Source organism: Microcoleus sp. Pol11C3 (genome assembly GCF_036701485.1).
Taxonomy (GTDB): domain Bacteria; phylum Cyanobacteriota; class Cyanobacteriia; order Cyanobacteriales; family Microcoleaceae; genus Microcoleus.
Genome location: NZ_JAUBQW010000013.1, coordinates 1 through 24,611, shown reverse-complemented (window position 1 = coordinate 24,611; position 24,611 = coordinate 1). Strand labels below are relative to the sequence as shown.

Genomic DNA, 24,611 nt, shown 5'->3' with positions numbered 1-24,611 from the left:
CGCAGTCCAATTGAGCTGGAATGTACTTCTTTTGGGTTACTATATTTTTTATCATTAACAATAGTATGTTAAATTTCATTGCCCATGTCTCTTTCTCCGCTGACACTGAATTTAGTCGAAGGTTCTGTCTCCTTTAGCTTTTCCCCGCAAGCCGTGCGGGATTTGCAAAACGAAATTGCAGCTTTGATGGAAAGCTTGAAAGCTGTAGCAGCCAAAACCGCTGGCGCTAAAGCTTCTCCCCAAAAACCGATGGAATATCGGTATGCAGGAGATGTATTTTTGGAAGTTTTCTGCAACCCGAATATCTGGCCGACTCCTTTTGCTGCGAAAGTGCTGATTACGGTTAGGGACGATCGCGTGCGCGTGACCACCGAAGCCGAACTCAGCCGCCTGCGCGACGATCTCGCTCAGTATATCGAACAAGTCGGTTGAGATTCTCAACCTGAAACGCTCTTGTTTTAGATTCCCGACTTCTTGAAGAAGAACAGGCTTTGGGGCCTGTTCCACAAAGAGTTAATTTTATTGTGGGGAGTAGGGGCTGGGCTTCTAGTCGGCGCCTGAAAGGCTTATTGAAAGGGGATAACTATCTGCAGGCGACGCCGACCATTCCCACATTGAACCTGCATAATTCTTAGCATTAAATCCCACATTTGTCAACACTGAAGTCAACCATGCAGAGCGAATTCCCCCGGAGCAATAACTCACAATTTGAGTTGACTGCGAAACTCCTTTTTGCTGCAAAATAGCGACAATTTCCCCCCGAGCCAGCAGTTGTCCATGTTTGTCCATTAACTGTTTGTAGTAAAGATGCACCGCACCGGGAATGTGGCCGCCCCGCTTTTCTCCGTAAGGCGTTTTACCTGCATATTCTCGCGGCTCTCTGGCGTCAATAATGACTAAATTATCATCTCCTAAAATAGCTTTAAATTCATCCCGCTGAATTTCCCAATTCGAGCGGCGAGATATTACAAAATCTCCTGTTTGCAGTGGATTGTTTGCAGCTTTTACTCGATTAATTCCAGCTTTGATTAAAGCCCGATATCCTCCATCGACAAAAACGGCTTTTTCGTGTCCCAAAGTCCGCAACATCCAAACAAGTCGCCCGTCTTCGCCCCACCCTTTCACCGAATCGCCAACAACTATGACAGGTTTATCTTGACATATGCCAATTGCTTGCAGTTTTTGAGTTAAAACTGTGTTATTTTCGAGAATTTTTCCTTTGTGGGGAAAGTGCGATTGAGAAAATTCCTGCCAAGTTACGGGAATAGCTGGTGGGAGACGGCAAAACCACTTTAAAACAGGTTGACTAGCATCGAGCAGCGTCGCACCCGCTGACAGTAATTGCTTAGCTACATCGGCGCTTACTATCCAATTATCTGCCAAATTATACAGTAAAGTAGACATGATTTATTGAGCAATTTTGCCTGTACCCGCAGCGCATTTTAAAACCCCTTTGGTATTAGTTGGATTAGGTGGTTTAATCTTGCCAGGAGCAGCATTTAGACACAAGATAGTTTGGGGCTTGTTTCCAACCAAAAAGACTCCCCCCACAAAACTTTTGAGATTAGCTTGCTTCGATACTCCGTAGTTAAATACAGCAGCTTTGTTGACCATGCCGATCGAGTAGCTGTAATTGGCTGCGCCAGGTTTAATTTGGAGACCCATATAAACCAATAGATTGGAAACAGAACTTGTAAAGCCTGCTTTTTCACCATAGTAAACTTGCTGAGCTTTATTCATCGAACCCACAAATTGTTTGGCTTCTGATTCCTTAGCTTTAAGCGTTTGTGACACTTGAGCTTCCGAGACAGGACTAAAAACAACTGGCAGAGTTAGAGCTGCGATCGCAACTTTGAGCGGCCAGTTGCGGCTGCTGGGAATCATGCTTAATTTCACAGATAACAGGTGGAATGAGCGGTTGAGCAACATACAATCAAACTAATTGTTTTTCCTGAAACTGTTGCAACGCCCAAGGAGCAACCGTGCCGTGTTCTGTAATAATTCCTGAGATTAATTCCGCCGGAGTTACGTCAAAAGCGGGATTGTAAAATTCGACTCCCACAGGACAAATTCGCGTAGTTCCAACTTGATACATTTCAACTGGATCGCGTTCTTCAATGGGGATTTTGCTGCCGTCGGAAAGTTCAAAATCAATTGTTGACAGAGGCGCGGCAACAAAAAACGGGACGTTGTGAGCTTTGGCAACAATTGCTAAACTGTAAGTGCCAATTTTATTGGCGGCGTCGCCGTTAGCAGCGATTCTGTCTGCACCGACAACTACTGCGTGAATCATGCCGAGTTTCATGCAGTGAGCGGCCATATTATCGGCTATTAATGTGACGGGAATTCCTTCTTGCACGCATTCCCAAGTGGTGAGTTTTGCACCTTGGAGACGGGGCCGAGTTTCGTCTGCAAAAACTCTTCCGAGTCTTCCTTCTCGCCAAGCAGAACGAAATACACCTAATGCAGTACCGTAGCCGGCAGTTGCTAATGCACCGGCATTGCAGTGAGTTAATAAGTTCAATTTTTCAGGTGTCGCTGGCAGAACTTCTAAACCTTTGTCGCCGATATCTTTACAAGTTTGCAAGTCTTCTGCTTGAATGGTTTTGGCCATTTCTAACAAAGTTTTTTGCACTTGTTCGACAGAACCGCTAGTTCTCTCGGCAGTTTTGAGCATTCGCGATATTGCCCAAAACAAATTAACTGCTGTCGGACGAGTCGATCGCAATAACTCGCCAACTTGTTCTAATTTAGTAAAAAACTCGGTACGATCGCCAGTTTCGATTTCTCGCGCCCCCAAATACATCCCGTAAGCTGCTGCTACCCCGATCGCCGGAGCACCTCGGACTATCATAGTTTTAATCGCCTCAGCCATATCTTCGTAGCGGCTAATTTCGACTACACCGTATTCTTTCGGCAGTCGGTTTTGGTCAATTAGCAGAACTCGGTCTTCCATCCAGGTGACGGGGGAAACAGGGGAGTTTTGATCGGTCATCTATTTTAATTATGTGAAGGACAAGTTTATATGATGCCACGAAGGCAGGTATTTCTCTATGTTATGAGGGTTTACCAATATTTGCACTGGGTGGGAATCCAAGTTCCGAGTAAACTCGTCCCTAAAGGATTGGGATGCTTTCGTAACTATCTGCCGATATTCCGCTTCATTTGATCTAGTTCTTCTTGAGCTTCCCAATGCTGAAACTTTTTTTCTAAAGGATCGGCCGCATTAAAAATGTTATAATTTGAACTCTGATTCCAACCCTTTGTATCCCAGTTTGGCTCTGTTTTAGTGGTAGTATGAGTGGCAGCTTCTGCTGCTTTTGCCCGGACTTCTTTGCGACGCAATTGAATTTGGCGGTACAGTTCTTTGGCTTTTTCAATCCGTTCTTTGCAGCCTTGCATTTGCCCCCAGCGCTGATTTCCCTGACGCAGCAAAGCGGCTTGCCTCTCTTGGGCTGCTTGAGCTAAATCGAGCCTTTGAGCGACTTTAGCTTTGTTGATTCGATCGTTCCAGCGCTGAATTTCTTGGGCAGCGGAGAGAATTTCTGCTTGCAATTTTTTCTCTTGTTTTTGGATATCGAGAATCAGCCGCAGAGTGTCTTCTTCTTGTTCTTTCAGTTGTTCTTCTATTGCCTGCAATTCCAGATGGGGATTGCTGCGTAAGAATTCTTCTAAGCGGGTTTCTAGAAAGCGGCTGACATCATCAAATAGGCCCATTTTTTATAATTCCTATGTTATTGGTTATTTGTTATTGGTTGTTAGTTGTTAGTTTTTCGCAGTTGAGATTCCCCAGTGATTATTTTTTTAGCAACTAACAACTGACAACTGACAACTAACAACTAACAACTAACAACTGACTGATTAAAATTTCTGCCCGACAAAAACCGATCGCACATCTCCTCCCTTGCGGATAACTGCTTCTTGATTTTTGATTTCTGCCAGCGTCCAACCGCTAGCGCCAATGCTTTCGCCGACATAAATTCTGCGGGCTACGCCGTCTACTTCAAACAAAGCGGCCGATCGATCGCCCAACTCCAAAATCCCTACCAACGTATGCGCGGAAGTCGGGGCGCTGCTGACGATCGGTGCGGATTGCTGGGGCGCGGGCGCGGATTGCTGGGCTGCTGCTGGCGCTGGTGCCGGTTCGGTTTCGCGAGCCAAAATCTTTGGCTGGGGAGACTCCGAGGCGGAAGGGGAAGCAGCGAGGGGAGAGCGAGTGCCCGCAGCGGCGATCGCACGACCCGAGGCTGGAGCAGCAGGCGAGGGGGAAACTGCCGCGGTTTGAGGAGCCGCCGGAGCCGCCGGAGCCACAGTCACCTGAGCGGGGGGAGGGATGACTACGACTTGAGGTGCTGGTGCTCCCGGCTGCGAGGCAGCTTGTTCCAGGGCATTAGCAATGCGGTTGACTGCGGTCGAAAGACCTGCGGTTGCCGGCGGCGCACCGGAAATTGGAATGCTCGGCAGCGTCCCTGGGGTGGCGGCTCCGGGAACTCCTGCAAGTTGGGGGTTAGCTTGGGGTGCTTTTTTTTGTTCGATCGCTTCTAGCGAGCGCTGCACGTATTCGACAAACGGGGTGTCTGGTGCTGTTTTGCCACTTGCTGCGGGTGTCTCTCGTGCGGGGGCGGCGGGCAAACGCACCAGTCCCGATCGGCTTGCCAGCCACAATCCCATGACTAGCAGCAGCGACCCAAATGCTGCTCCCAGCAGCATTCTGTCGAATGATTGTTTAGACTGCTGTTTTTTGGTTGTTTCTAGGGCGACTTGGCGGGCGATCGCTTCTACGTCTTTTTCGGCTCGCGGAGGCTGGGGAGCCAACTGCGACAAAACTATTTGAGGTACCGATATCGACTTGAGCGCCACGAATTCTGGCTGCACTGGCTCCGATGGCAGTCCGTCGCTGCCTTCGAATGCTTGATCGACTCCTTCAAACAGTTCGTCCATCAACCGATCGGCGTAGGACTCTACTGCCACTGCTTCGGCTGGCACTGTTTCCACCGTCGCCCTCACGGCGATCGGATCTGACGCTGATTCCAAAGACATCTGTTTGGCGATTACTTTTTGAGGCATAGTTTTCTGTTTGCTCCCGCTCCTCGACAACCCTGAGACTCTCAACTTCAGACTTCTACAGGATAGTTGTGATGTTGACCAATTCTTGGCTCAGAACAGGTCAATTGTAGCTCACTCATCACCATATTTTTAGTCCTCGGCGAACTTACTTTGCCCGCTCGACTTTTTTTTTACCTGTTTTGGGCCTTTTCATCCCTGTTTTCTGCTGCCAGTCTTATTTGCTTACGCTGACTTTTACTGCATATTCTACTGCTTTTGTCAACCCCACCCTCCGGGCCTTCACAGTTTTTGACATACAGCTTTAGTTGAGGCGAGCGCAAAAAAAGCTGGTTTTTTGTCGCTGTTTCCGCTGGCATTGCAGCTTAGACTAAGGATTTCAGACTTTTACTCGTCTTAAGTTTGTTGGTAAGTTTGCTTGACAGTAACAGGCGATCCATTTTATAACTTTAATAACCATAAATTCATCACACTTAGGTAATAAATTGTCAAAGGTTGCCAAATTGTCGGCTAAATAAGAATTATTCCTAATATTCTTTTTACCCCACTATTTGTAATATAAAAAGAAAAAAATATTGAATTTTGTCCATATATATTCCTTTCAGCATGAAATTTTTTCACTCATAATTTCTCTAGCTCCTGCCATTATTAACAGGAGCTAAACACAACACTCGGACAACCCAAATTAACCCACCCGTTCCGCCAACTCCAACCAGCGCTCAGTCGCCCGATCGATCTCCTGCGTCAACTGAGCCAAACGATCCGATAACTTCTTCATTTCTGCAAACCCGCTCGGAGCATTGTTAGACAAAATCTTCTCAATGTCTTGTTTTTCAGCTTCCATCTGCGGAATTTTACTTTCTAACTGTTCGTATTCCCGCTTGTCATTGAAGGAAAATTTGGTGGTTTTTTGAGTAGAAAGTGGGGGTTTTGAATTGTTAGATTCAACGGTGCGTGTAAGTTTTTCTTTTTCTTTTTGCCCTTTGATTTCCTTGGCCTCTTCGGCTTTCTTGTAGTCTAAATACACCGAATAATTGCCGGGATACAAGCGCAAATTGCCGCCCGGTTCCAAGGCGAAAACCATGTCGATCGTGCGATCGAGAAAATAGCGATCGTGGGACACCACAATCACGCAGCCGTTAAAATCTTCGAGATAATCCTCCAAAACCGCCAAAGTCTGCACGTCTAGGTCGTTTGTCGGTTCATCCAAAATCAGCACGTTTGGCGCACTCATCAGCACTTTCAACAGAAATAACCGACGCTTTTCCCCGCCAGAAAGTTTGCTAATTGGTGAATACTGTTGGTTCGGTGGAAACAGAAACTTTTCCAACATTTGAGAAGCGGTAATGATTTCCCCATCCGCCGTTTGCACTAACTCTGCCACACTTTTCAAGTATTCAATAACTCGCTGGTCTTCGTTCGGCGTCAAATCCTCTGAATGCTGGTCAAAATAACCGATATGAATGGTTGTGCCAATTTCGACAGTACCCGAATCCGGCTGAATGCGTCCGGTGATGATATCCATCAGCGTCGATTTTCCCGCACCGTTGCAGCCAATAATTCCAATCCGGTCTTCGGGAGTGAAATTGTATGTAAAATCTTTAATTAAAGTGCGATCGCCGTAAGCTTTACTGATATGCAGTAACTCAATCACCTTCTTACCAATCCGGCGGCCCGCTGTCGCAATTTCGACTTTGCCGTTGGCTGTTTTGAATTCCTCTGCTCGCATATCTTTAATGCGATCAATCCGAGCTTTTTGCTTGGTACTGCGCGCCTTGGGCCCCTTCTTCAGCCATTCCAACTCGCGCCGCAATACTCCCGAGAATTTGCGCTGAGTGCTGGCGGCGGATTCTTCAGCTAGGGCTTTTTTCTCCAAGTAATAAGCGTAATTGCCAGCATAATTGTAAAGGTCGCCGCGATCGATCTCTAGGATGCGATTGGTAACGCGATCGAGAAAATAGCGATCGTGCGTAATCAGCAACAAAGCACCGCGATAGCCGTTCAAATAGTTCTGCAACCACTCCACAGACAGCGCATCCAAGTGGTTTGTCGGTTCATCCATCAGCAACACATCGGGTTCGGACAACAAAGCCGTTGCTAAGGCAATTCGCTTGCGGTAGCCGCCGGACAAGTCGGCAATTTTCGCATCAAAATCCTCAATTCCCAACTTAGTCAAAATCAATTTCGCCTTGGTTTCCAAGTCCCACGCATCCACCTCATCGATGCGTTCAGACACTGCCGACAGACGCGCCATCAACTTGTCTGTATCGCCTTTGCCGTGGGACAATTGAGCGGAAATTTCCTCGTATTCGCGCACTAAAGCCATTTGTTCGCCACTGTCGGCAAATACTTGCTCTAAGACAGTGTGATTTTCGTCTAAATCCGGCTGTTGGGGGAGATAAACAATTTTAGACCCTGGATTGACCCAGCGATCGCCAGAGTCGATCGACTCCATACCGGCAATCATTTTCAGCAGCGTTGATTTGCCGGAACCGTTTGTGCCGATGAGTCCGACTTTATCGCCTTCATCAAGGCTGAAGCTGGCATCTGTCAAGAGTTCCTTGATGCCGAAGTCTTTTTTGATCGATCGCAGAGTAAAAATAGTCATGAGTATAGAAAGTCATTTACCTGACTTAGTTTAACGCAAGTTCGATCGAGTCCGGCTGCATGGATATGGTCGATCGTTCCGATGAAACTTCTTCAAGACAAGGGCGAACTAAATTTTTCCGACTATCTAAATCTTGATAAATGGGTAAACTTTGACTGAAGTGCGATCGGGATTCAGGATTGACAAACAAAAATTATATACGGTAAAATAATGTTTATTCTAGTAAAGAATTCAACTGTTTATTGTCAAACCTTTTTTTTATGAGCCAATTAGATAATGCCTTGCGTAAATTTGGAGCTGCAGAAGCTAATCTAGCCAAACTCGAAAAATTATGGAATTTGTTGCAGAAGAATATACCTAGCGACATTGTGTTCGGCGCCAATCCTGTTTATGAAGACGCTTGTCGTTCATACAAACAGTTACTTGTAGAATTACCGTTGATTGATGGCTGGAAACCAACTGCATTGCCTTGGGAGCTAGATGAAATAGCTCAATCTCGTCTAGATGCACGTGAAAGTGGGGAAATACATATTCAAATAGAAGTAGAGGGTGAAATTGAAAAGGGAGGAAAAGAACTGCGAAAGTATAGATTTTACTTCGCTCAAAAGCGAAGAAAAGTTATCCATAACCTAGTTGACCAAACTATTAATGAAATCGATAAACTGCTTGATAAACTTCAAAAAACATACCCTGTAGATGATGAAACCGTTGGAAGAGTTGAAAGTAGGGCAGTGATTGTAAAAATCCAAGAGCCAGCCGACTGGCAATTACTTAGTGACAAAATACAACAAATAGATGTATTGCTTGGTAGTAGCGTACCGCGCCCTTCAAGGTGGGGAGATATGAAGCGTCATCTCTACTACGGAGAGATAGGAGATTTTAGAGATATTATTACTTTCGACTGGCCATCAGTAAAGGAAGGTCTACTAACGCCACGATATGCTGAAAACGAGCCAATTCCCGTGGGAGTAACTGATCTCTCTGAACTTATTTTATCAAATACTTCTGGTTCTGTTCTAACTCAATTAAATTGGAAAAACTTATCTGCAGAAGATTTTGAACGTCTAATATTTAGGTTGATTACTTCCGATGAAAACTATGAAAATCCTCAATGGTTAATGCATACTAATGCCCCAGATCGCGGTCGTGATTTATCTGTTTATAGGGTTAACCGAGATCGATTCAGCGGAGTCATCCGCAGAAGAGCTATTATTCAATGCAAACATTGGCTCAGTAAAAGCATTTCTTTACCAGATATCAGCACAACTAAGGATCAAGTGAAACTTTGGGAACCACCGAGAGTAGATAGTTTAATAATTGCGACAACAGGACGCTTTACGGCTGATGCTGTTAATTACACTGAGCGACACAATCAATCCGACTCTGCAATGACAATTGAGTTATGGCCAGAAAGTCACCTTGAAACAATTCTAGCTTCAACTCCAGCCTTGGTTGCAGAGTTTGGTTTGCGATAGAGCATATTCGTTGAAGCTGTCTAACAACTCTAGCGAGTTTCGCCATTACGTGGATTTTCTGGTTATCAGCCATTAGTGCGTGTCTACATTGGACAAGGACTTCGCCCCGATATCGAGCGTCTAGAAGAGGATACAATCTCTGCACTTATTGCCAGTTTGAAGCGTGATGGTGTGAGTGATGAAATCATTCAAGAGGCACTTGGTGAAATCAAAGGTTATCTGTTTTCAGCCGAGATTAGGCAAGCAAAATGGTTGACTTTGTGGCTAAGTGCAAGCGATAGCCGAGCGGTATAACACATCACTGCAACCGACCTTATGCTAAGTTATTGTTGGAAAGAGAAGCGATCGGCAGCGCCAGCAGAAAAGGAGGATATAGAAAAATGGATAAAGGCAGGTTAGAAGCATTCAGCGATGGTGTAATCGCCATTCTCATCACCATTATGGTGCTGGAATTGAAAGTGCCCCATGAAGCTGATTTAGCTGCACTGCGTCCGCTAGTTCCAGTATTTCTGAGCTATGTACTCAGTTTTATTTATCTTGGTATCTACTGGAACAACCACCATCACTTGTTACAGGCGGCTCGGCAGGTCAATGGTAGTGTTTTGTGGGCTAATCTGCATCTGCTGTTCTGGTTGTCGCTCATTCCCTTTGTCACTGGCTGGACAGGCGAGAACCACTTCGCAGCCTGGCCAGTTGCGCTTTATGGCACAGTGCTGTTGTTTGCTGCGATCGCTTACTTCATTCTTACTCGTGTCCTTATTTCTCACCACGGTAAAGATTCCACTCTGGCAATTGCACTTGGGCGAGACTTTAAGGGTAAAGTATCAGTGCTGATTTATACCGTAGCAATCCTGCTTTCATTTGTCAACTCATGGTTGGCTTTCATGCTTTATGTTTTAGTTGCGATCATGTGGCTTATCCCCGATCGGCGTATTGAGAGAACTCTGAATGCGTGAAAAAGGTTCCCCCAAAAGCCATCGCCCGCCAGCTAACACTTCGCTTTACCAATAAACATCTCCAACAAATAAACTAAAAGTGCGATCGTACTTATACGGTTGTTGAGAAATCTAGACCAACTTGTGACCCAATATTGGCTCAATTACTAGCGTTGTTTTTTATGCGTGCAGCCTACAGATAGTGTGCCTGCGTAAGTCCTGTTTGATAACTGCCTTCCCATACGCCTAACTCCACTCCGATCAGGTCGATCGCGTAGTGAATAAAAGGATATTACAAAATAAAAGCCTTTCATCCCCGGACTAAAGTCGCCGGCATGAAAGGCTTTTGCACGTTTTAACCTGCCTTCAATTTTGTTGGTTTGACAGATTTAAGCTAATTTTATTCTGATGAAACTATGTTAAATTTCGGACTTCTGTCCTTGCGGTTCCGGCACGGCCACTTCTGAATCGGGCTGATTGAGAGAAATTTCTCTAGATTTTGCAATCTCCACTGGCTCTGCAGAGCGCTTAGAAAATCCCCACACAAACATCAAGACTATACTGGAAACTAGCAGCCATTGCGGAGGAACTAAATCCGGATTAATTACTTTCACCAACAACCGCAGTCCCACGAACCCAACTGTGATGTAACCAGCACTTTCTAGGTTAACGAACTCATCCAGCCAGCGGATGAACAATCCGGCCATGAATCGCAGGGCAATAATTCCAATAGTAGCGCCGCTTACGATGATAAAAGTGTTGTCAGAAACAGCGATCGCAGTAGTAACGCTATCCAATGAAAACGCTAAATCCGTAAAAGCAATCATGGGAATTGCTTCCCACACAGAGGCAAATCTGGGCCCATGATGTTCTCCTTCGGTGTCTGTATCTGAAGTAAAATGTTGGAAAACAAGCCACAGCAAGTAGAGAGCACCAAGCAGTTCAAACTGCCAGTATTGGATCACCCAAGTAGCCGTTAAAATTAGTGATATCCGCAGTACAAAAGCAATTATCAAACCCCAGTTGAGAGCCTTTTGCTGTTCCTGGGCATCTTCTAAACCTTTAGAAATAGACGCCAAGGCGATCGCGTTATCAGCCGAAAGTACAGCTTCCAAAGCCACCAAAACCAACAATAATAAAAAGCCGTCAAGTCCAACATTGGGCGAAGTTTCGAGAAATTTATCTACCATTAACTATTTTGTGCACCTAAGATTGGCAAGGGTTGAGCGCAGCGCAAATTACCCGCTCTGTCTAACATTAGTGTCACCTTCATTTAAATCTTAACCTAACGCGGTAATTCTGTGGGAGGCGATCGTCCCAACAACGTCCGAAGGAAGCAGTCCCAGGAAACAAGGAAAAATTCTCCCCCTCCGACACTCACAAACTGCGCCACTGGGCCACTGCGCCACTGCGCCACTCCCCCCGGACGCACCATTTGTGTTGCAAGTTGTAACAAATGATTCCCAAAAGTGCCAATTTGTCTCAAATTGGTGAAAGCTCGTGCCCGCGAAAAGGAGTTTTGCGAATATGTCTTTAACAGATACCCAAGTCTACGTAGCGCTCGTAATTGCTTTGATTCCCGGAATCTTGGCTTTCCGGCTGTCAACTGAACTGTACAAATAGTTTCCAGACACCAGTTGCGAACCGCAAAACGCCTGCCTGACCAGTTAAATCTCTTGCATTACAGATACAGACAATTGCTGCCCCAGTGCAGTAGATTGTTTGTGTTCAGCAAGACGAGACTGCAAGGGCAGGCATTTTTATGGGGAAATTCCGTCTTCACGCGTCACCTTTGTCTCAACAATTTTGGGTGTCAGCACCCTGACAAACAGCGGCGAGTGTGCGTTAAGCTCAGAATTTGCTCTTTGGAACTCTAAAACGTCAGTCTCAGGTATTTGAAAAAAAATTATGCAAGCGATTCAACCCACCGTTACCCCACTGCGTCCTGTAAAAAACTCCCCTCGGGTTACTCCTCGTCGCAGCAGCAGCCGCCAGCGTTCTTACCCTCACCAAACCCTCGCGGCCGAAACAGGGGTCAAGTTGGCAGTCAACATGGTACTTTCAGTCTGTGCCACTTCTGCTTTGCTTCAGCTTTGGCCTCACTACCGGGCGGTGCAAGAAAAATTGCACGAAATCCAAGCTGAAGTCAATCTTACCCAAGGGCGAGTAAATCAGTCGCGATCGGACTTTAACCGCTACTTTGACCCTAGTCTGGCTAAAACTGTGATGCAAGAGCAAAGCAACCAAGCTGACCCCCAGCAGCGTCCGGTGATTTTGCAGGAACCCGAGGTACCCGAAGCGGAGGAATCAACCCCCCAACCTTAAGGGAAGGGGAGTTTTGGGTTTTGATATCACGTCCGATGTGCATCATTCTTTTATGTCATTGCTTCGCACAGCGAAGAATGAAAGATGAATCTGTCGGACGTGATATCAGTTTTGAGTTAAAACAGTTTTTAGGATTATTCTTGTCTGTCCTTGCGAACGAAACGCAGAGACAGACTTAGATGTGTGTATTGAGGCCCTGCTGCAAGCTCAAAACTTCAAACTCAGGCTTATACTGACTTTGCCAGCACGGTTTTTTCTTTCAGTAGTTGCAGTGCAGCTTGATATTGCAAGTCTGCGGCAGTGCCAATCTGATCACGCGCGATAGGTTCCAAAGGTACTACGCGATCGGGCGCAATCCCCAGCTTGTTAATATCTTTATGGTTAGGTGTCTCGTACTTAGCAACAGTCACGGCTAACCCAGAACCGTCAGACAAATCAAAGAGCGACTGAATCAGTCCTTTGCCAAAAGTCTTTTCTCCTACCAGTTGAGCTCTGCCGTTATCTTGCAGCGCACCCGCCAAAATTTCGCTAGCACTGGCAGTTCCCTTGTTAACCAAAACAATCAGTGGATCGTTAGTTATGGCTTGTCCAGAGGCTTCAAAACTGCCGAGAATTCCTTGTCTGTTCACCGTGTAGACGATCGTCCCGGAATCGAGCCACAGGCGGGCAATTTCAATCCCTGCTTGCAACAGTCCCCCCGGGTTGTTTCGTAGGTCGAGAATGTAGGCGGCGGCTCCTTGTTTTTCCAAGCGGTCGATCGCGTGAGCGACCTCCTCAGTGGCATTAGCGCTGAATTGACTCAGGCGAATGTAGCCTACGGGTAAATTCTCCGCCCCCGACTGCAATTCGGCATAAACCGGATTCAGAGCAATGCGATCGCGCACTAGCTCAATTTCCTCAGCAACGTCCCTTCCGTCGCGCCCCAAGGTCAAGGTAACGGCAGTGCCGATGCGGCCGCGCATTCGAGTTGCTGCTTCGTCTAGGCTCAATTCTGAGGTAGGAGTGCCGTCAATTTTCAGAATGCGATCGAGGGGTTGGATGCCAGCTTTATCTGCCGGTGAGCCGGCCAAAGGAGCCACCACTGTCAGGGCATTTGTCTGGGGGTCGATCGCAATTTGCAGCCCCACTCCCGTCAATTCTCCCGAAGTGTTGACCTGCAAACTGCGGTACTGTTCGGGTTTCAGCAGTCGAGTGAACGGATCGTCGAGATTCGCCAGCATCCCCTGAATCGCCGTGTAAGTCTGCTGTCTGTCGTTAAGCGGTTCCTTGACAGCTTTTTGGCGAATCAACCACCAGTTTTGAGAGTTGAAGCTGTCGTCCACATAAGAGCGATTGACAATTCGCCAAGCTTCGCTCAATAGCTGCTGTTCAGGAGTCAGCGCCGCCGCAGGCCCGGCCCAGGGGCCTAGAACTAGGGCGACTTGGAGGAAAAGTACAATAGCAATCTGGAAAACTCGTCTGTGCATGATTTTTCTGTAAAAGATAGGCAAGTATTGCATCTCCTGTATTTTAAGTTTGTAGGCTTTTAAGCTTTTGGGCATTTAACTCTCCCCAAGGCATTCGGCATTCGTCAAACGTCGGCCGCCAACAAAAAATTAGTTAAATGTAACATTTAATCGCAAAATGAGTGAAGTTTTATCATAAATATTAAAATTTACGCCCCAGCGACCCGGTGGCAGGCTCGCATTTGGGTCCTGGGCTGTGGTCTTGGCTGTATGCCAGCTTGGGGCGGATGTTGAGCTTGCAGAACATGGTATTTGAGACTCGGCTAAAGCTTCGCTCGCGTGAAATTTGCACAGCAATTATGTTACATTTTTTATCACAGTCTGGAATTCGATCGGGCAACGCCAGCGAGTAGGGACAAGCCACCGCTTAGTTTCCCAGGGCTTGCAGGCGATCGCACAATAGAGTTCCTTTCGTCAGCTCCAAATTTAAAAAATAGCCTCAGGCATTTGCTAGTAAAAGCAAGCTGCTCGGCGCGGGGCGACAAAAAACCTTGTGGCTGCTGCCCTGAACCTCAACCACAGCAATATTCTTTTAGGAATTCTGGCTCCATGTTTTCTAAACAAATCACCGACTCAAAAACCTACCAGTGGTTTGAGGAACGCCTGGAAATTCAGGCGCTCGCTGATGACATCACTACGAAGTACGTACCCCCGCACGTCAATATTTTCTACTGCTTGGGCGGAATTACTTTAGTTTGCTTTCTGATCCAGTTTGCCACCGGCTTCGCCATGACTTTCTATTACCGTCCCACGGTAGCAGAAGCTTTTTCTTCAGTGCAATACCTGATGAATGAAGTGAATTTCGGCTGGCTGATCCGCTCCATCCACCGCTGGTCTGCCAGCATGATGGTACTGATGATGATTTTGCACACCTTCCGGGTTTATCTGACAGGCGGCTTCAAAAAGCCCCGCGAGTTAACCTGGGTGACAGGAGTAATCTTGGCAGTCATCACTGTTTCTTTCGGCGTGACCGGCTATTCGCTGCCTTGGGATCAAATCGGTTACTGGGCCGTTAAAATCGTTTCCGGTGTCCCCGAAGCCATCCCGTTTGTCGGCTCTTTGATGGTTGAACTGCTGCGTGGCGGTGTCAGCGTCGGTCAAGGTACTTTGACTCGCTACTACAGCTTGCACACTTTTGTGTTGCCTTGGCTGATTGTAGTGTTCATGCTGGCTCACTTCTTGATGATTCGCAAGCAAGGTATCTCTGGCCCGTTGTAAGTTTTGAGTTGTGGGGGTGGTATTTTTTTTGCCCCCCGCTGAATTTTGAGTTGAAAATTCAGAATTCATCACTCATGATATTTATTTACGACCAATACTTCCTGCGATCGCACCGCTGATTCAGACTAACGAATACAGCGGAATCCCAGGCCCGGGTAAAACTAAAAGGAGAACACTCTTACTATGTCTATTCTCAAAAAACCAGATTTGAGCGATCCAGACCTCCGCGCTAAGCTCGCTAAGGGCATGGGTCACAACTATTACGGCGAACCAGCTTGGCCTAATGACTTGCTCTACGTTTTCCCTATAGTAATCATGGGAACGATTTCTCTGTGCGTGGGTTTGGCCGTACTAGACCCCGCTTTGGTTGGAGAACCGGCTAATCCTTTTGCTACTCCGCTAGAAATTCTTCCGGAATGGTATTTGTGGCCTGTGTTCCAACTTTTGCGCGTTTTGCCTAACAAATTGTTGGGTATTGCTTGCATGGCCGGTGTTCCCCTTGGCTTGATTTTGATTCCGTTCATCGAGAGTGTTAACAAGTTTCAAAATCCGTTCCGCCGCCCTGTTGCTACTACTGTTTTCCTCTTGGGAACTGTGTTCACTCTGTGGTTGGGTATTGGTGCTATTTTCCCGATCGACAAATCTTTCACGCTGGGTCTTTTCTAAGATTTAAGCTTGCTTGATTTCGACGCCCGCGGGTTTCCGGTAAAGTGCTTTTGTACTGGTGGGAAACTTTAGCGGGCGTCATTTGATTTTAGATTTTAGATTTTAGAGTTGGGATTTTTAGCTCTAAAATTTAATAATTATCGGTAATTAAATCTCTAACTTTATTCAATAAAATTCAGAATTATAAAATATATCTAACTATATAAGCACAAACAAAACAAGAGTATTTTGTAAGGGGGAGTCCCAGTTAATATCTATGATACCAGCGAATAAAGGAGTGAGTTCACCCGCCTGAACCATCTAATGTTTATTTGTAGCTACTTACTTATCAATATGCACACTTTGAAGTAAGGAACATCGAGGATATTGTTGGGGCGATCGCTCTATTGCTGAGGTTACAAGTTATTACAGCTTGATGCAGTAATATGGCAAAACTGAAATGATAGCTTATCATTAGTTAAATTGCTCAAAAATAGATAATGAATCTAAACGAAGCAGATACTTGTCGCAAATACGTTCTGCCCAAACTTATAGAATGGGATAAAGAGCCTCATTTTCTGACAGAGCAGTATTACATTGATGCGGGTCGGATTTTGATAACGGGGGGAAAAGTCCGCCGCCGCCAACGTCTATTTGCTGATTATCTTCTTTGTTACACTCGCGATTTTCCTTTAGCTGTGGTTGAAGCAAAACGGAAATACAAACACGCTCAGGATGGATTGCAACAAGCTAAGAAATATGCTGAAGTTTTAGGCTTAAAGTTTGCTTACTCTACGAATGGTGAGAGCATATATGAATTTGACTACACAACTGGGTTAATTACCCAGATGGACTCGTTTCCCAGCCCTAATGAACTTTGGGCAAGGTTAAGGCAATCTGAGGGATTGAGCGATGAAATAGCAGAGGAACTGCTGACACCCTTTGATTTGACGGGTGGGAAAATCCCTCGCTATTACCAGCGCATCGCCATTCACCGAGCCCTCAAAGCTATCCTCAGCGGCCAAAAACGCTTGCTGCTAACCCTCGCCACTGGGACGGGCAAAACTACTGTTGCATTTCAAATCTGCCAAATGTTGTGGAATCTTGGCTGGAATGCAACCGACGAACACCGCAAACCCAGGATTCTATTTTTAGCAGACCGGAATATCCTAGTTGATGACCCAATGCTAAAAGATTTCTCAGCTTTTCCAGAGGATATTATTCATAAAATTCAAGGGGAATCGGTCAAGAGTCGCGAGATATATTTTGCCATTTATCAAGCAATTGCTAAAGATAAAAACAAGCCGGGTTTATATCGAGAATATAGCTGAGGTTTCTTTGATTTGATTGTGATTGATGAGTGTCATCGAGGAAGTGCACGGGATGATAGCAACTGGCGGGAAATCCTTGAATACTTCAGTCCTGCTTATCAGTTGGGGCTGACAGCTACTCCGCTGCGTGATGACAACATTGATACTTACCGATATTTCAGCAATCCGCTTTACACCTACTCCTTAGCCCAAGGTATTGAAGATGGGTTTTTAGCGCCTTATCGGGTGCATCGCGTTACTACCAGCTACGATGCTTTGGGGTGGCGACCAAACTCTGATGACCTTGACCGCTACGGGCGCACCATTCCCGATGAAGAATACCAGACAGGAGATTTTGAGCGGGCTGTGGCTCTCAAAGTCAGGACGCAAGCGATCGCGCGACACATTACAGACTTCCTCAAGAAAACTGACCGCTTTGGCAAAACGATCGTCTTTTGTTTGGATGAAGAGCACGTCTTGGAAATGGTGGCAGCGCTCAACAACCTCAACGCTGACTTGACAAGACAACATCCCGATTATGTATGTCGCGTGACCGCAGCAGCGGGCGATACAGGGAAATCGCAGCTTTACAAATTCAAAGATGTACTCACCCAGACACCTGCGATCGCAGTGACATCCAGGCTGCTGACAACGGGCGTGGACATTCCCACCTGCAAAAACATTGTTCTGGTGCGGGTCATTCGATCGATGACTGACTTTAAACAGATTGTTGGGCGCGGCACCCGTGTAGATGAAGATAACGGCAAGCTGTTCTTCAATATCCTCGACTACACCCACAGCACCCGCTTGTTTGCCGATCCAGAGTTTGACGGCGAACCGGCTTTGATTGAAATTGAGGCGATGAACGATGAAGGGCAAACGGTTGAGGGTAGCCAGCAAGTCATTGAACCACAACAGCCAGAAGTGGATGAAGTTGAACCCATTGAAGGCGCTGCCCCTCGTGGCTTTACTGGTGTGCCTGATGATGACGAGATACCACCCCGCAAATATTACTTTGATGGGGGTCAGTGCGAAGTCATCGGCGAAATAGTTTATGAACTCGACCCCAACGGCAATCGGCTTCGTTCCTTCAAGCTGGTAGACTATACCAAAGAACAAGTCCGTATCCTCTACCGCTCTGCTCTGGAAATTCAGCAGCGGTGGGTAAATCCAGAGGAGCGATCGCAAATTATTGACCAGCTAGCAGAAAGAGGCATTGACTTTGAGGACTTGAAAACCGTTACCAATCAGCCCGACGCAGACCCCTTTGATTTACTGTGTCACATTGCGTTTAACACGCCGGTGATGACTTGCCAGCAACGAGTAGAACGGCTAAAACGTCAGAAAAAAGACTTTTTTGACCAATACGGCGCTGATGCTAAAGCAATCCTGGAAATTCTGCTGGACGGTTACGCTCAAGGTGGGCCGCAGCAGTTGATAATGCCAGCATCTCTGAAGGTGAAAGCGGTTGAGAAGTATGGCAATGTGCGGGAAATTGCCGCTAAATTTGGCGGGGCAGATAAATTGAAGCAGGCAGTCGAGCAGTTACAAACTTTGTTATACACAGCTTAATTATTCATGGTCAAACGCACAAAAACAAACGGTGACAGTAAACCCGTTACCACCGCTCAACGTCTCGGAAGTGTCATTAAGTCTGCACGAGATATCATGCGGAAAGATAAGGGAATGAATGGGGAGTTAGACCGTTTGCCCCAATTTACTTGGATTCTTTTTCTTAAACTATTAGATGATGCAGAAAAAGTCAGAGAAGAAGAAGCTTTTTTAGAGGGAAAAGTTGATAAGTACAAACCGCTAATTGAATCGCCTTACCGCTGGCGAGATTGGGCTGCTGATGATGAAGGGATGAGCGGCGATGACTTGCTCAAATTCATTAACAATGATGAGGTAACGCTGCGGGACGGGACAAAAAGCCCTGGTTTGTTCGCTTATTTGCGGAGTCTTCAAAGTGCGACGGGGCGCGATCGCAAAGATGTAATCCGCCAAGTTTTTAACGATGTCACCAACCGCATGATTAGCGGCGCATTGCTGCGAGATGTGGTGAATAAGGTTAATGATATTCACTTCGATAACTCAGAAGAAGTGAACATCCTCAGCAACCTCTACGAGTCTATGCTCAAAGAGATGCGCGACGCTGCGGGGGATTCCGGCGAGTTCTACACGCCCCGGCCGGTAGTGCGGTTTATGGTGAAAGTTCTTAACCCGCAACTGGGTGAAACTATCCATGACCCGGCTTGTGGCACGGCTGGGTTTTTGGTAGAAGCTTACGAACATCTCAAGGCACAATGTCAACCTAAAGATTGGGAAATTCTGCAATCAAGTTTATCTGGAATTGAAGCCAAGCCTTTGCCATTTATGCTGGCTCAAATGAATTTGCTATTGCACGGCGTTGAGTACCCAGACGTTGAAAGGAAAAATAGTTTAGCTAGAGCGATTAACCAAATAGGTGTTAAAGACCAAGTTGATATTATTCTGACTAATCCGCCGTTTGGAGGTGAGGAAGAATCCAAAATTAAAGAAAATTTCCCCCCAGAATTGCAGACAAGCGAGACAACTCTGTTATTTATACAGTTAATTATGCGCTTGCTCAAACGCCATCCTCAACTGGGACGGGCGGGAATTGTTGTACCAAATGGCACTTTATTCGGTGATGGTCTTTGCGCTAAAGTTAAAGAAAAGTTGCTGACTGAGTTTAACTTACACACAATTGTTAGATTGCCTAATGGAGTCTTTGCACCTTATACCGGCATCCCAACCAATTTGTTATTTTTTGATGCTTCTGGGGCTACTGAGGATATTTGGTATTATGAATTAACCATTACAGATGGTCGCAAGAATTACAGCAAAACTAAGCCAATTCAAGATGATGAGTTTAGCGAGTGTTTAGGCTGGTGGAACAATCGCGAAGAAAGCGATCGCGCCTGGAAGTACAACTTTAGGGAAACTTACGACAAAGCCAAGGCTGAAGCGCAGCCCCATTGGGATGCTGCTAGAGAATCTGAGACGATCGCCAACCTGTGCGCCAAAAAAGTCAAGGAGTTAGACGGGCAAATCCAAACGCTCAACACCTCTATTCTTGACTTTGCTCCACCTGACCAAATTAAAGCTGAGAAAGTACAAATTAAACTACTTAAGGACAAGCAAGCCGAAACGCGACAAGAGGAACAGCAGCAGCGCCAAATTTCTAAGGATTTTCAGGCTAAGGGGGATGCAATTTACTGGGCTATTTTCAACCTAGACAAGAAAAACCCTAATGTTCTCGATGATTTTGAGCATTTACCGCCAGAACAATTAGTTGCTGATATTTGGGCAAAAGAGCAGCGGATTTTAGATATTTTAGGTGAAATTAAGAGTGAGCTGTTGAAAAAAAGATGAAAAAGCTTGTGATGATGCCACTTAATAAACTTTTATTTCGCCATAAAGATTCAATTAATATTGAAGAATTTGAGACTTACAAAAGAATAACTATACGAATGAATAATCATGGAGTCGTGATGCGTGATTGTGTTTCAGGTAGTGAAATAGGCACCAAAAAGCAATTTATAGCAAAAGCAGGTCAGTTGGTACTTTCTAAAATAGATGCTCGTAATAGTGCTTTTGGAATTTTACCAAAAGAATGTGATGGTGCAATTATTACAGGTAACTTTTGGGCTTTTGATGTCAATTATAAGCTTCTCGATACTAAATATTTTAACTATTTAACTCATACTCCTCTTTTTGTTGAGTTTTGCATTAAAGCAAGTGATGGCACTACCAATCGTCGTTACTTAGATGAATCTAAATTTCTTTCTATGCAAATCCCCCTACCCCCCCTAGACGAGCAGCGGCGCATTGTGGCACGGATAGAGGAACTTGCCGGTAAGGTGGAGGAGGCGCGGGGGCTGCGGTGGCAGAGTGCTGAGGAAAATCAATTAATTATTAAAGCTTCCTTACAAAAATTTTTCTCACCTACAATTGATTCTATAGAATTAGGCAAAGTATGTACAGTTATTGACCCTAATCCCTCACACCGTTACCCAATTTATATCGAAGATGGTGTACCAATAATTTCAACTGTTGACTTTGTAGGGGAAGATGCAATTAGTACAGTAAAGGCAAGGCGCGTACCCGTATCATTTTATGAAGATACTCTTGGACGATTTGGAGTTGGGGAAGGGGATGTTATTTTTTCAAGAAAAGGCAAAATTGGTTATGCTCGACTACACCCTGCTAATATAAAACTAGCAATGACTCATACTTTATGTGTGATTCAACCAGAACAAAATAAACTCTTGCCTAAATACTTGCTTTATTACACCAAAAGTTCAGCCTTTATTGACTATCTTATGGGTATAATGAATCCCAACTCTGGTGTTCCAACATTAGGATTAGGTGTCATTCGTTCAGCACCGTTTAATCTTCCTCCCCTAGAGGAACAACATCGCATCGTTGCCTACCTCGACAACCTCCAAACCAAAGTAGATGCACTCAAGCGACTGCAAGCAGAAACTGCCGCCGAACTAGATGCCCTGCTGCCATCTATCCTGGACAAAGCGTTTAAAGGAGAATTGTAAATCGATAAAAGCAAGATACTTGCAAACGAGACACTTTGTAAACAAATGCAGAAATCAGCAACGATCGAGAGTCCGATCACAGAAAATACAGACACATCTAACGATATCCTGCTTGGCGGTGATGGCGAAGATTTTCTCAGCGGTGAAATGGGAAATGATAATTTGATAGAGCGAAATGAGAACGATCGCTTCCTATTATCTGCCAATTATGGAATCGATACGATCGCCGATTTTGAAGATGGCAAAGATTTGCTAACACTCGCCAGTGGCATTACTTTCTCCTAATTGGCGATTTCTCAAAATGGCAGTGCAACCTTAATTCGGTTGGCGGCAACCGGAGAAGTCTTAGCTTCTTTGAAGGGGGTATCGTCCAGTCTGATTAGTGTCGCCGATTTTGGCTCAATCTAATAGCAAGTAATCGCAGATCGCCGTAGTTATCTGCGACCCTCAGAGATTGGGGCTAATAGTTGAGAAGCAGAGAGTAGATATATTTACCAAGAATTGTTATAAATTACACCAATTCTCCGGGACAAGGTTAGACTTTGGCGCAGACATATTCAGTAAAACTATATCTATATTGCCACTGCGTTTACAATAAAGATGGCTATAGTTATACATACTGATTTGTGCATTTAAGCGGGATTCAATACCCGCTCAATTGCCACTCTATACCCTCTTGCTCCTAAGTGCAAAGCGGGTTATGGCGAAGGATTCTCGGAGGAATTATGATGAACCTAAATTTAGATACTATTTTCTCATCGCTGATGAACCCGGCTCTAAACGAGTTTCAGGCTTGGGCTTTGCAAAACCCGGAAGAAAGTCTCAGCAAAACGATGCTACCGCCGATCGCCCTGATTGAGGGTTTGATTGCCAACGAACCCACGTATTTGCAGATAAAACGGCTGGCTTTCGGAGCCAACTTTTGCTGCGCGGGGCAAGTCGTGATGGGAGAGTTTGACACCCTAGAAAAAGCACTCACATCGCCCCAGGCGCGCGGATGGCGGCTTGGTACTTCTGTACTCGATCCCGATAGCGCCCCCAACCAAGATGTAGGCGGCAGAAACCTTTTCCTGCTGTCTTTGTCCGATCGTGAAACTGATGGTAGCAGCAACCACGCAGCATTCCGAAGCTGTATGCAGAAATATCTGTTCAACAGTGCCACAACGGATCGCCAGGGAGACGAAATCAGCAGACGGTTGCTCGATCGGCTAGCCGCAGATTATGCCGAGATGTCCCACGGTGCGGGGGGAGCGTTTTTTACAGATGTCAAGCGCGGTTGGATGGGATTTTTAGTCCGATACCTGCACTACGTCATCTTTGGGATTAATCCAGACAATTCAGAGTCGATCGAACTCCTCACCGAATTACATTACACCCGCCAAAGCCCGCTGCACTACTTCGCCGTCATCGGCAACCTGCTGCAAAGCCTCAACCTATTTGGACACGGTGATTTGTCCACTCTAATCGAGCGTGCAGCAACTATCTATGAAAATTCCCCAGCTTTAGCCGACTTCGAGGAGAGCTCGGAAAACAACGGCATGACTAAGCGGGAATTGGCAAAGCTGATGACATCGATTATGGCCATAGCGGGACTGCAAGGCCCCCTGCACCTAGGCTACACGGCAATGGGATATCGCGCTCTCCCCGCCTATAAAGGACAGCAGACGGCCGAAATTAACCCGACTGACTTTTGGGACGATCTCGATTTGGACGATCGCCAGTCGATCGAGCTCTTCCTCCTGGAATGCGCCCGCCTCTGGGCCCCCGTCAGCGCTACCCACCGAGTGGCGACAGAGCCTTTCACCGCAACGGTAGCGGGCAAAGAGCGCACTTTCCCTGCCGGAACCAAGGTACTGATACCGCTGAGTCTGGGGCTGCTAGACGGCAGTTTCTGGGGTTCTACGGTATACGAATTCAACCCTAAGCGGGAGAATCTGTGCCCTTTTCATATGGGATTTCATTCGGTGGGCGATCGGAGTGCGGGACGGATTTGCCCCGCTAAAGACATCGCACTCAAGATGCTGGTGGATGTCGTGAGTACGGTAGGCAAAGTGCGACGAGCTTCTGAGCCGAATTTGCCGGGGTAATTAATCCCAAAGCTCGATCGTAGATATCCGGTAGGGACTTTGGCCAAGCCATGTCTAAAGCTGTATTTCATCCGGTTGAAAACTGCTATGAGACTGCGCGGTTGAAACCCATCCTAGACAAGCTCTCGTGCGATCGAGCGAGGGACTAAGAAATAAAAGGGGTATCTAACAGGACACGAAATCACAAATCTTTTTGAGAATAAATAATACCATGTTAATCGAAACAAAGCAACTAAAAGAAATCGCTAATTGGATGAAAGTAGAACATCCAGCCCAGTTACCCGAAGTCCTGCAAGGTATCTTCTTTATGGACGGAAACGGTCTCCCCGACCATTGTTTAACGATGTACAGTTCAGAATGGAATGCTGACGAACGGACGTTATTGCTGCGCGTTTTTGACCCTGTTATCTGGACATTTCATTCATCAATGGCGGGACGGATGTTACTTTATTTAGTCAAATTTTCTCGGATCACTTACTTGTTCCGATTCTCTGATGCAACTTTGCAGCACGGGCACATCACGCCGATAGTGTTTGGATGGTCTGTGCCACAATGGCTTGTAGATTTTTTGATCGATCGAGATCCGAACACTCCGAATGGAGATATCTGGCATCGCACAAACTCGTTTTTCGGCAGACCTGCTGAGAGCGGATATATACTCCGCAGGATTGTAGACAAAGATGGCAACTACACATCAGCGTTTCCAGATATGCTGTCTAAAGTTGACAGTGATTGTTTAATCATTGCCAAAAAGTGAAAATTTTAAAAAAAACTACAAACCCCGCTTAATTAGGGAGCGTGTCACTTTTGCAATAAGTATAAATGCTCAGAAAAAGCAGAATAGTAGTTTTGAGCTATTGTTGAGCAA

23 protein-coding genes and 1 pseudogene are annotated in these 24,611 nt (G+C 45.9%); 14 read left to right on the top strand and 10 right to left on the bottom strand.

All coding sequences use genetic code 11. The annotated features are described in order from the left end of the window. The first annotated feature begins 84 nt into the window (after positions 1-84). Positions 85-432, top strand: coding sequence for a hypothetical protein (locus QUA40_RS05640; protein WP_333122597.1), 348 nt, complete (start codon positions 85-87; stop codon positions 430-432). A 114-nt stretch (positions 433-546) separates the two neighbouring features. On the opposite strand, the gene QUA40_RS05635 is transcribed toward QUA40_RS05640, so the two are convergent. From QUA40_RS05635 to QUA40_RS05605, 7 genes are all read right to left on the bottom strand, one after another. Beyond that, the gene (locus tag QUA40_RS05635; RefSeq protein ID WP_333122596.1) at positions 547-1,404 is read right to left on the bottom strand and encodes a rhodanese-like domain-containing protein; all 858 of its coding nucleotides are present in this window, start codon (positions 1,402-1,404) and stop codon (positions 547-549) included. A 3-nt stretch (positions 1,405-1,407) separates the two neighbouring features. Then, a complete protein-coding gene (locus tag QUA40_RS05630) occupies positions 1,408-1,884 on the bottom strand; it encodes a type IV pilin-like G/H family protein (RefSeq protein ID WP_333122594.1) in 477 nt (158 codons plus the stop codon). 49 nt (positions 1,885-1,933) lie between these two features. Next, positions 1,934-2,995, bottom strand: a complete 1,062-nt coding sequence (gene mtnA, locus QUA40_RS05625; RefSeq protein ID WP_333122591.1) for an S-methyl-5-thioribose-1-phosphate isomerase — start codon at positions 2,993-2,995, stop codon at positions 1,934-1,936. A gap of 146 nt (positions 2,996-3,141) precedes the next feature. After that, positions 3,142-3,717 carry a TIGR04376 family protein gene (locus QUA40_RS05620; RefSeq protein ID WP_333122589.1) on the bottom strand — a complete coding sequence of 192 codons (576 nt, stop codon included), beginning with the start codon at positions 3,715-3,717 and terminating at the stop codon, positions 3,142-3,144. Between the two features lie 144 nt (positions 3,718-3,861). Then, positions 3,862-5,067: a hypothetical protein gene (locus tag QUA40_RS05615; RefSeq protein WP_333122586.1), complete on the bottom strand. Its 1,206-nt coding sequence runs from the start codon at positions 5,065-5,067 to the stop codon at positions 3,862-3,864. A 682-nt stretch (positions 5,068-5,749) separates the two neighbouring features. Then, entirely contained in the window at positions 5,750-7,672 is a 1,923-nt protein-coding gene (locus tag QUA40_RS05610) for an ATP-binding cassette domain-containing protein (RefSeq protein WP_333122583.1), read from the bottom strand. 25 nt (positions 7,673-7,697) lie between these two features. Further along, positions 7,698-7,862: a hypothetical protein gene (locus tag QUA40_RS05605; protein ID WP_333122581.1), complete on the bottom strand. Its 165-nt coding sequence runs from the start codon at positions 7,860-7,862 to the stop codon at positions 7,698-7,700. Between the two features lie 70 nt (positions 7,863-7,932). Between QUA40_RS05605 and QUA40_RS05600 the strand changes: the two genes are divergently transcribed. The 3 genes from QUA40_RS05600 to QUA40_RS05590 all read left to right on the top strand — a co-directional run bounded on the left by QUA40_RS05600 (position 7,933) and on the right by QUA40_RS05590 (position 10,103). Next, positions 7,933-9,147, top strand: a complete 1,215-nt coding sequence (locus QUA40_RS05600) for a restriction endonuclease (protein WP_333122579.1) — start codon at positions 7,933-7,935, stop codon at positions 9,145-9,147. A gap of 75 nt (positions 9,148-9,222) precedes the next feature. Continuing rightward, the gene (locus tag QUA40_RS05595) at positions 9,223-9,441 is read left to right on the top strand and encodes a hypothetical protein (protein ID WP_333122577.1); all 219 of its coding nucleotides are present in this window, start codon (positions 9,223-9,225) and stop codon (positions 9,439-9,441) included. An 86-nt stretch (positions 9,442-9,527) separates the two neighbouring features. Continuing rightward, entirely contained in the window at positions 9,528-10,103 is a 576-nt protein-coding gene (locus tag QUA40_RS05590) for a TMEM175 family protein (RefSeq protein WP_333122575.1), read from the top strand. A gap of 398 nt (positions 10,104-10,501) precedes the next feature. Here QUA40_RS05590 and QUA40_RS05585 read toward each other — a convergent pair whose 3' ends face one another. After that, positions 10,502-11,272 carry a TerC family protein gene (locus tag QUA40_RS05585; protein WP_333122573.1) on the bottom strand — a complete coding sequence of 257 codons (771 nt, stop codon included), beginning with the start codon at positions 11,270-11,272 and terminating at the stop codon, positions 10,502-10,504. Positions 11,273-11,367: 95 nt separating this feature from the next. Continuing rightward, positions 11,368-11,568: a hypothetical protein gene (locus QUA40_RS05580; protein WP_333122571.1), complete on the bottom strand. Its 201-nt coding sequence runs from the start codon at positions 11,566-11,568 to the stop codon at positions 11,368-11,370. 41 nt (positions 11,569-11,609) lie between these two features. Between QUA40_RS05580 and psaM the strand changes: the two genes are divergently transcribed. Both psaM and QUA40_RS05570 read left to right on the top strand, forming a co-directional pair. After that, entirely contained in the window at positions 11,610-11,705 is a 96-nt protein-coding gene (psaM, locus tag QUA40_RS05575) for a photosystem I reaction center subunit XII (RefSeq protein WP_015174804.1), read from the top strand. A gap of 285 nt (positions 11,706-11,990) precedes the next feature. Continuing rightward, a complete protein-coding gene (locus tag QUA40_RS05570; protein WP_333122568.1) occupies positions 11,991-12,407 on the top strand; it encodes a slr1601 family putative cell division protein in 417 nt (138 codons plus the stop codon). A gap of 227 nt (positions 12,408-12,634) precedes the next feature. Here the strand turns inward: QUA40_RS05570 and ctpA are convergent, their stop codons facing one another. Further along, positions 12,635-13,873 (bottom strand): carboxyl-terminal processing protease CtpA, encoded by a 1,239-nt coding sequence (gene ctpA, locus QUA40_RS05565; protein ID WP_333122565.1) that lies wholly within the window; start codon positions 13,871-13,873, stop codon positions 12,635-12,637. Between the two features lie 588 nt (positions 13,874-14,461). On the opposite strand from ctpA, the gene petB reads away from it, so the two are divergent. The 8 genes and pseudogenes from petB (at position 14,462) to QUA40_RS05520 (ending at position 24,500) form a co-directional block, all read left to right on the top strand. After that, a complete protein-coding gene (petB, locus tag QUA40_RS05560) occupies positions 14,462-15,130 on the top strand; it encodes a cytochrome b6 (protein ID WP_172190423.1) in 669 nt (222 codons plus the stop codon). Positions 15,131-15,313: 183 nt separating this feature from the next. Then, complete coding sequence (gene petD / locus QUA40_RS05555) at positions 15,314-15,796, top strand: cytochrome b6-f complex subunit IV (protein ID WP_333122563.1); 483 nt, start codon at positions 15,314-15,316, stop codon at positions 15,794-15,796. 479 nt (positions 15,797-16,275) lie between these two features. Continuing rightward, positions 16,276-18,657 (top strand): annotated as a pseudogene (hsdR, locus tag QUA40_RS28945) (EcoAI/FtnUII family type I restriction enzme subunit R). 6 nt (positions 18,658-18,663) lie between these two features. Further along, on the top strand, positions 18,664-20,478 hold the full coding sequence (locus QUA40_RS05540; protein ID WP_333122562.1) for a class I SAM-dependent DNA methyltransferase: 1,815 nt from the start codon (positions 18,664-18,666) through the stop codon (positions 20,476-20,478). Then, entirely contained in the window at positions 20,475-21,656 is a 1,182-nt protein-coding gene (locus QUA40_RS05535; RefSeq protein WP_333122559.1) for a restriction endonuclease subunit S, read from the top strand. The genes QUA40_RS05540 and QUA40_RS05535 overlap by 4 nt, the downstream gene beginning before the upstream one ends. 45 nt (positions 21,657-21,701) lie before the next feature. Then, positions 21,702-21,941, top strand: a complete 240-nt coding sequence (locus QUA40_RS05530) for a hypothetical protein (RefSeq protein ID WP_333122556.1) — start codon at positions 21,702-21,704, stop codon at positions 21,939-21,941. A gap of 440 nt (positions 21,942-22,381) precedes the next feature. Next, a complete protein-coding gene (locus tag QUA40_RS05525; protein WP_333122553.1) occupies positions 22,382-23,743 on the top strand; it encodes a cytochrome 450 in 1,362 nt (453 codons plus the stop codon). 211 nt (positions 23,744-23,954) lie between these two features. Next, positions 23,955-24,500, top strand: a complete 546-nt coding sequence (locus QUA40_RS05520) for a hypothetical protein (protein WP_333122551.1) — start codon at positions 23,955-23,957, stop codon at positions 24,498-24,500. The last annotated feature ends 111 nt before the right edge of the window (positions 24,501-24,611 follow it).

What these genes read in the sequence shown, in the direction of transcription:
- QUA40_RS05640 (WP_333122597.1), top strand. Translation starts at nt 85, where the DNA reads ATGTCTCTTTCTCCGCTGACACTGAATTTAGTCGAAGGTTCTGTCTCC.
- QUA40_RS05635 (WP_333122596.1), bottom strand. Translation starts at nt 1,404, where the DNA reads ATGTCTACTTTACTGTATAATTTGGCAGATAATTGGATAGTAAGCGCC.
- QUA40_RS05630 (WP_333122594.1), bottom strand. Translation starts at nt 1,884, where the DNA reads ATGATTCCCAGCAGCCGCAACTGGCCGCTCAAAGTTGCGATCGCAGCT.
- mtnA (WP_333122591.1), bottom strand. Translation starts at nt 2,995, where the DNA reads ATGACCGATCAAAACTCCCCTGTTTCCCCCGTCACCTGGATGGAAGAC.
- QUA40_RS05620 (WP_333122589.1), bottom strand. Translation starts at nt 3,717, where the DNA reads ATGGGCCTATTTGATGATGTCAGCCGCTTTCTAGAAACCCGCTTAGAA.
- QUA40_RS05615 (WP_333122586.1), bottom strand. Translation starts at nt 5,067, where the DNA reads ATGCCTCAAAAAGTAATCGCCAAACAGATGTCTTTGGAATCAGCGTCA.
- QUA40_RS05610 (WP_333122583.1), bottom strand. Translation starts at nt 7,672, where the DNA reads ATGACTATTTTTACTCTGCGATCGATCAAAAAAGACTTCGGCATCAAG.
- QUA40_RS05600 (WP_333122579.1), top strand. Translation starts at nt 7,933, where the DNA reads ATGAGCCAATTAGATAATGCCTTGCGTAAATTTGGAGCTGCAGAAGCT.
- QUA40_RS05590 (WP_333122575.1), top strand. Translation starts at nt 9,528, where the DNA reads ATGGATAAAGGCAGGTTAGAAGCATTCAGCGATGGTGTAATCGCCATT.
- QUA40_RS05585 (WP_333122573.1), bottom strand. Translation starts at nt 11,272, where the DNA reads ATGGTAGATAAATTTCTCGAAACTTCGCCCAATGTTGGACTTGACGGC.
- psaM (WP_015174804.1), top strand. Translation starts at nt 11,610, where the DNA reads ATGTCTTTAACAGATACCCAAGTCTACGTAGCGCTCGTAATTGCTTTG.
- QUA40_RS05570 (WP_333122568.1), top strand. Translation starts at nt 11,991, where the DNA reads ATGCAAGCGATTCAACCCACCGTTACCCCACTGCGTCCTGTAAAAAAC.
- ctpA (WP_333122565.1), bottom strand. Translation starts at nt 13,873, where the DNA reads ATGCACAGACGAGTTTTCCAGATTGCTATTGTACTTTTCCTCCAAGTC.
- petB (WP_172190423.1), top strand. Translation starts at nt 14,462, where the DNA reads ATGTTTTCTAAACAAATCACCGACTCAAAAACCTACCAGTGGTTTGAG.
- petD (WP_333122563.1), top strand. Translation starts at nt 15,314, where the DNA reads ATGTCTATTCTCAAAAAACCAGATTTGAGCGATCCAGACCTCCGCGCT.
- QUA40_RS05540 (WP_333122562.1), top strand. Translation starts at nt 18,664, where the DNA reads ATGGTCAAACGCACAAAAACAAACGGTGACAGTAAACCCGTTACCACC.
- QUA40_RS05535 (WP_333122559.1), top strand. Translation starts at nt 20,475, where the DNA reads ATGAAAAAGCTTGTGATGATGCCACTTAATAAACTTTTATTTCGCCAT.
- QUA40_RS05530 (WP_333122556.1), top strand. Translation starts at nt 21,702, where the DNA reads ATGCAGAAATCAGCAACGATCGAGAGTCCGATCACAGAAAATACAGAC.
- QUA40_RS05525 (WP_333122553.1), top strand. Translation starts at nt 22,382, where the DNA reads ATGATGAACCTAAATTTAGATACTATTTTCTCATCGCTGATGAACCCG.
- QUA40_RS05520 (WP_333122551.1), top strand. Translation starts at nt 23,955, where the DNA reads ATGTTAATCGAAACAAAGCAACTAAAAGAAATCGCTAATTGGATGAAA.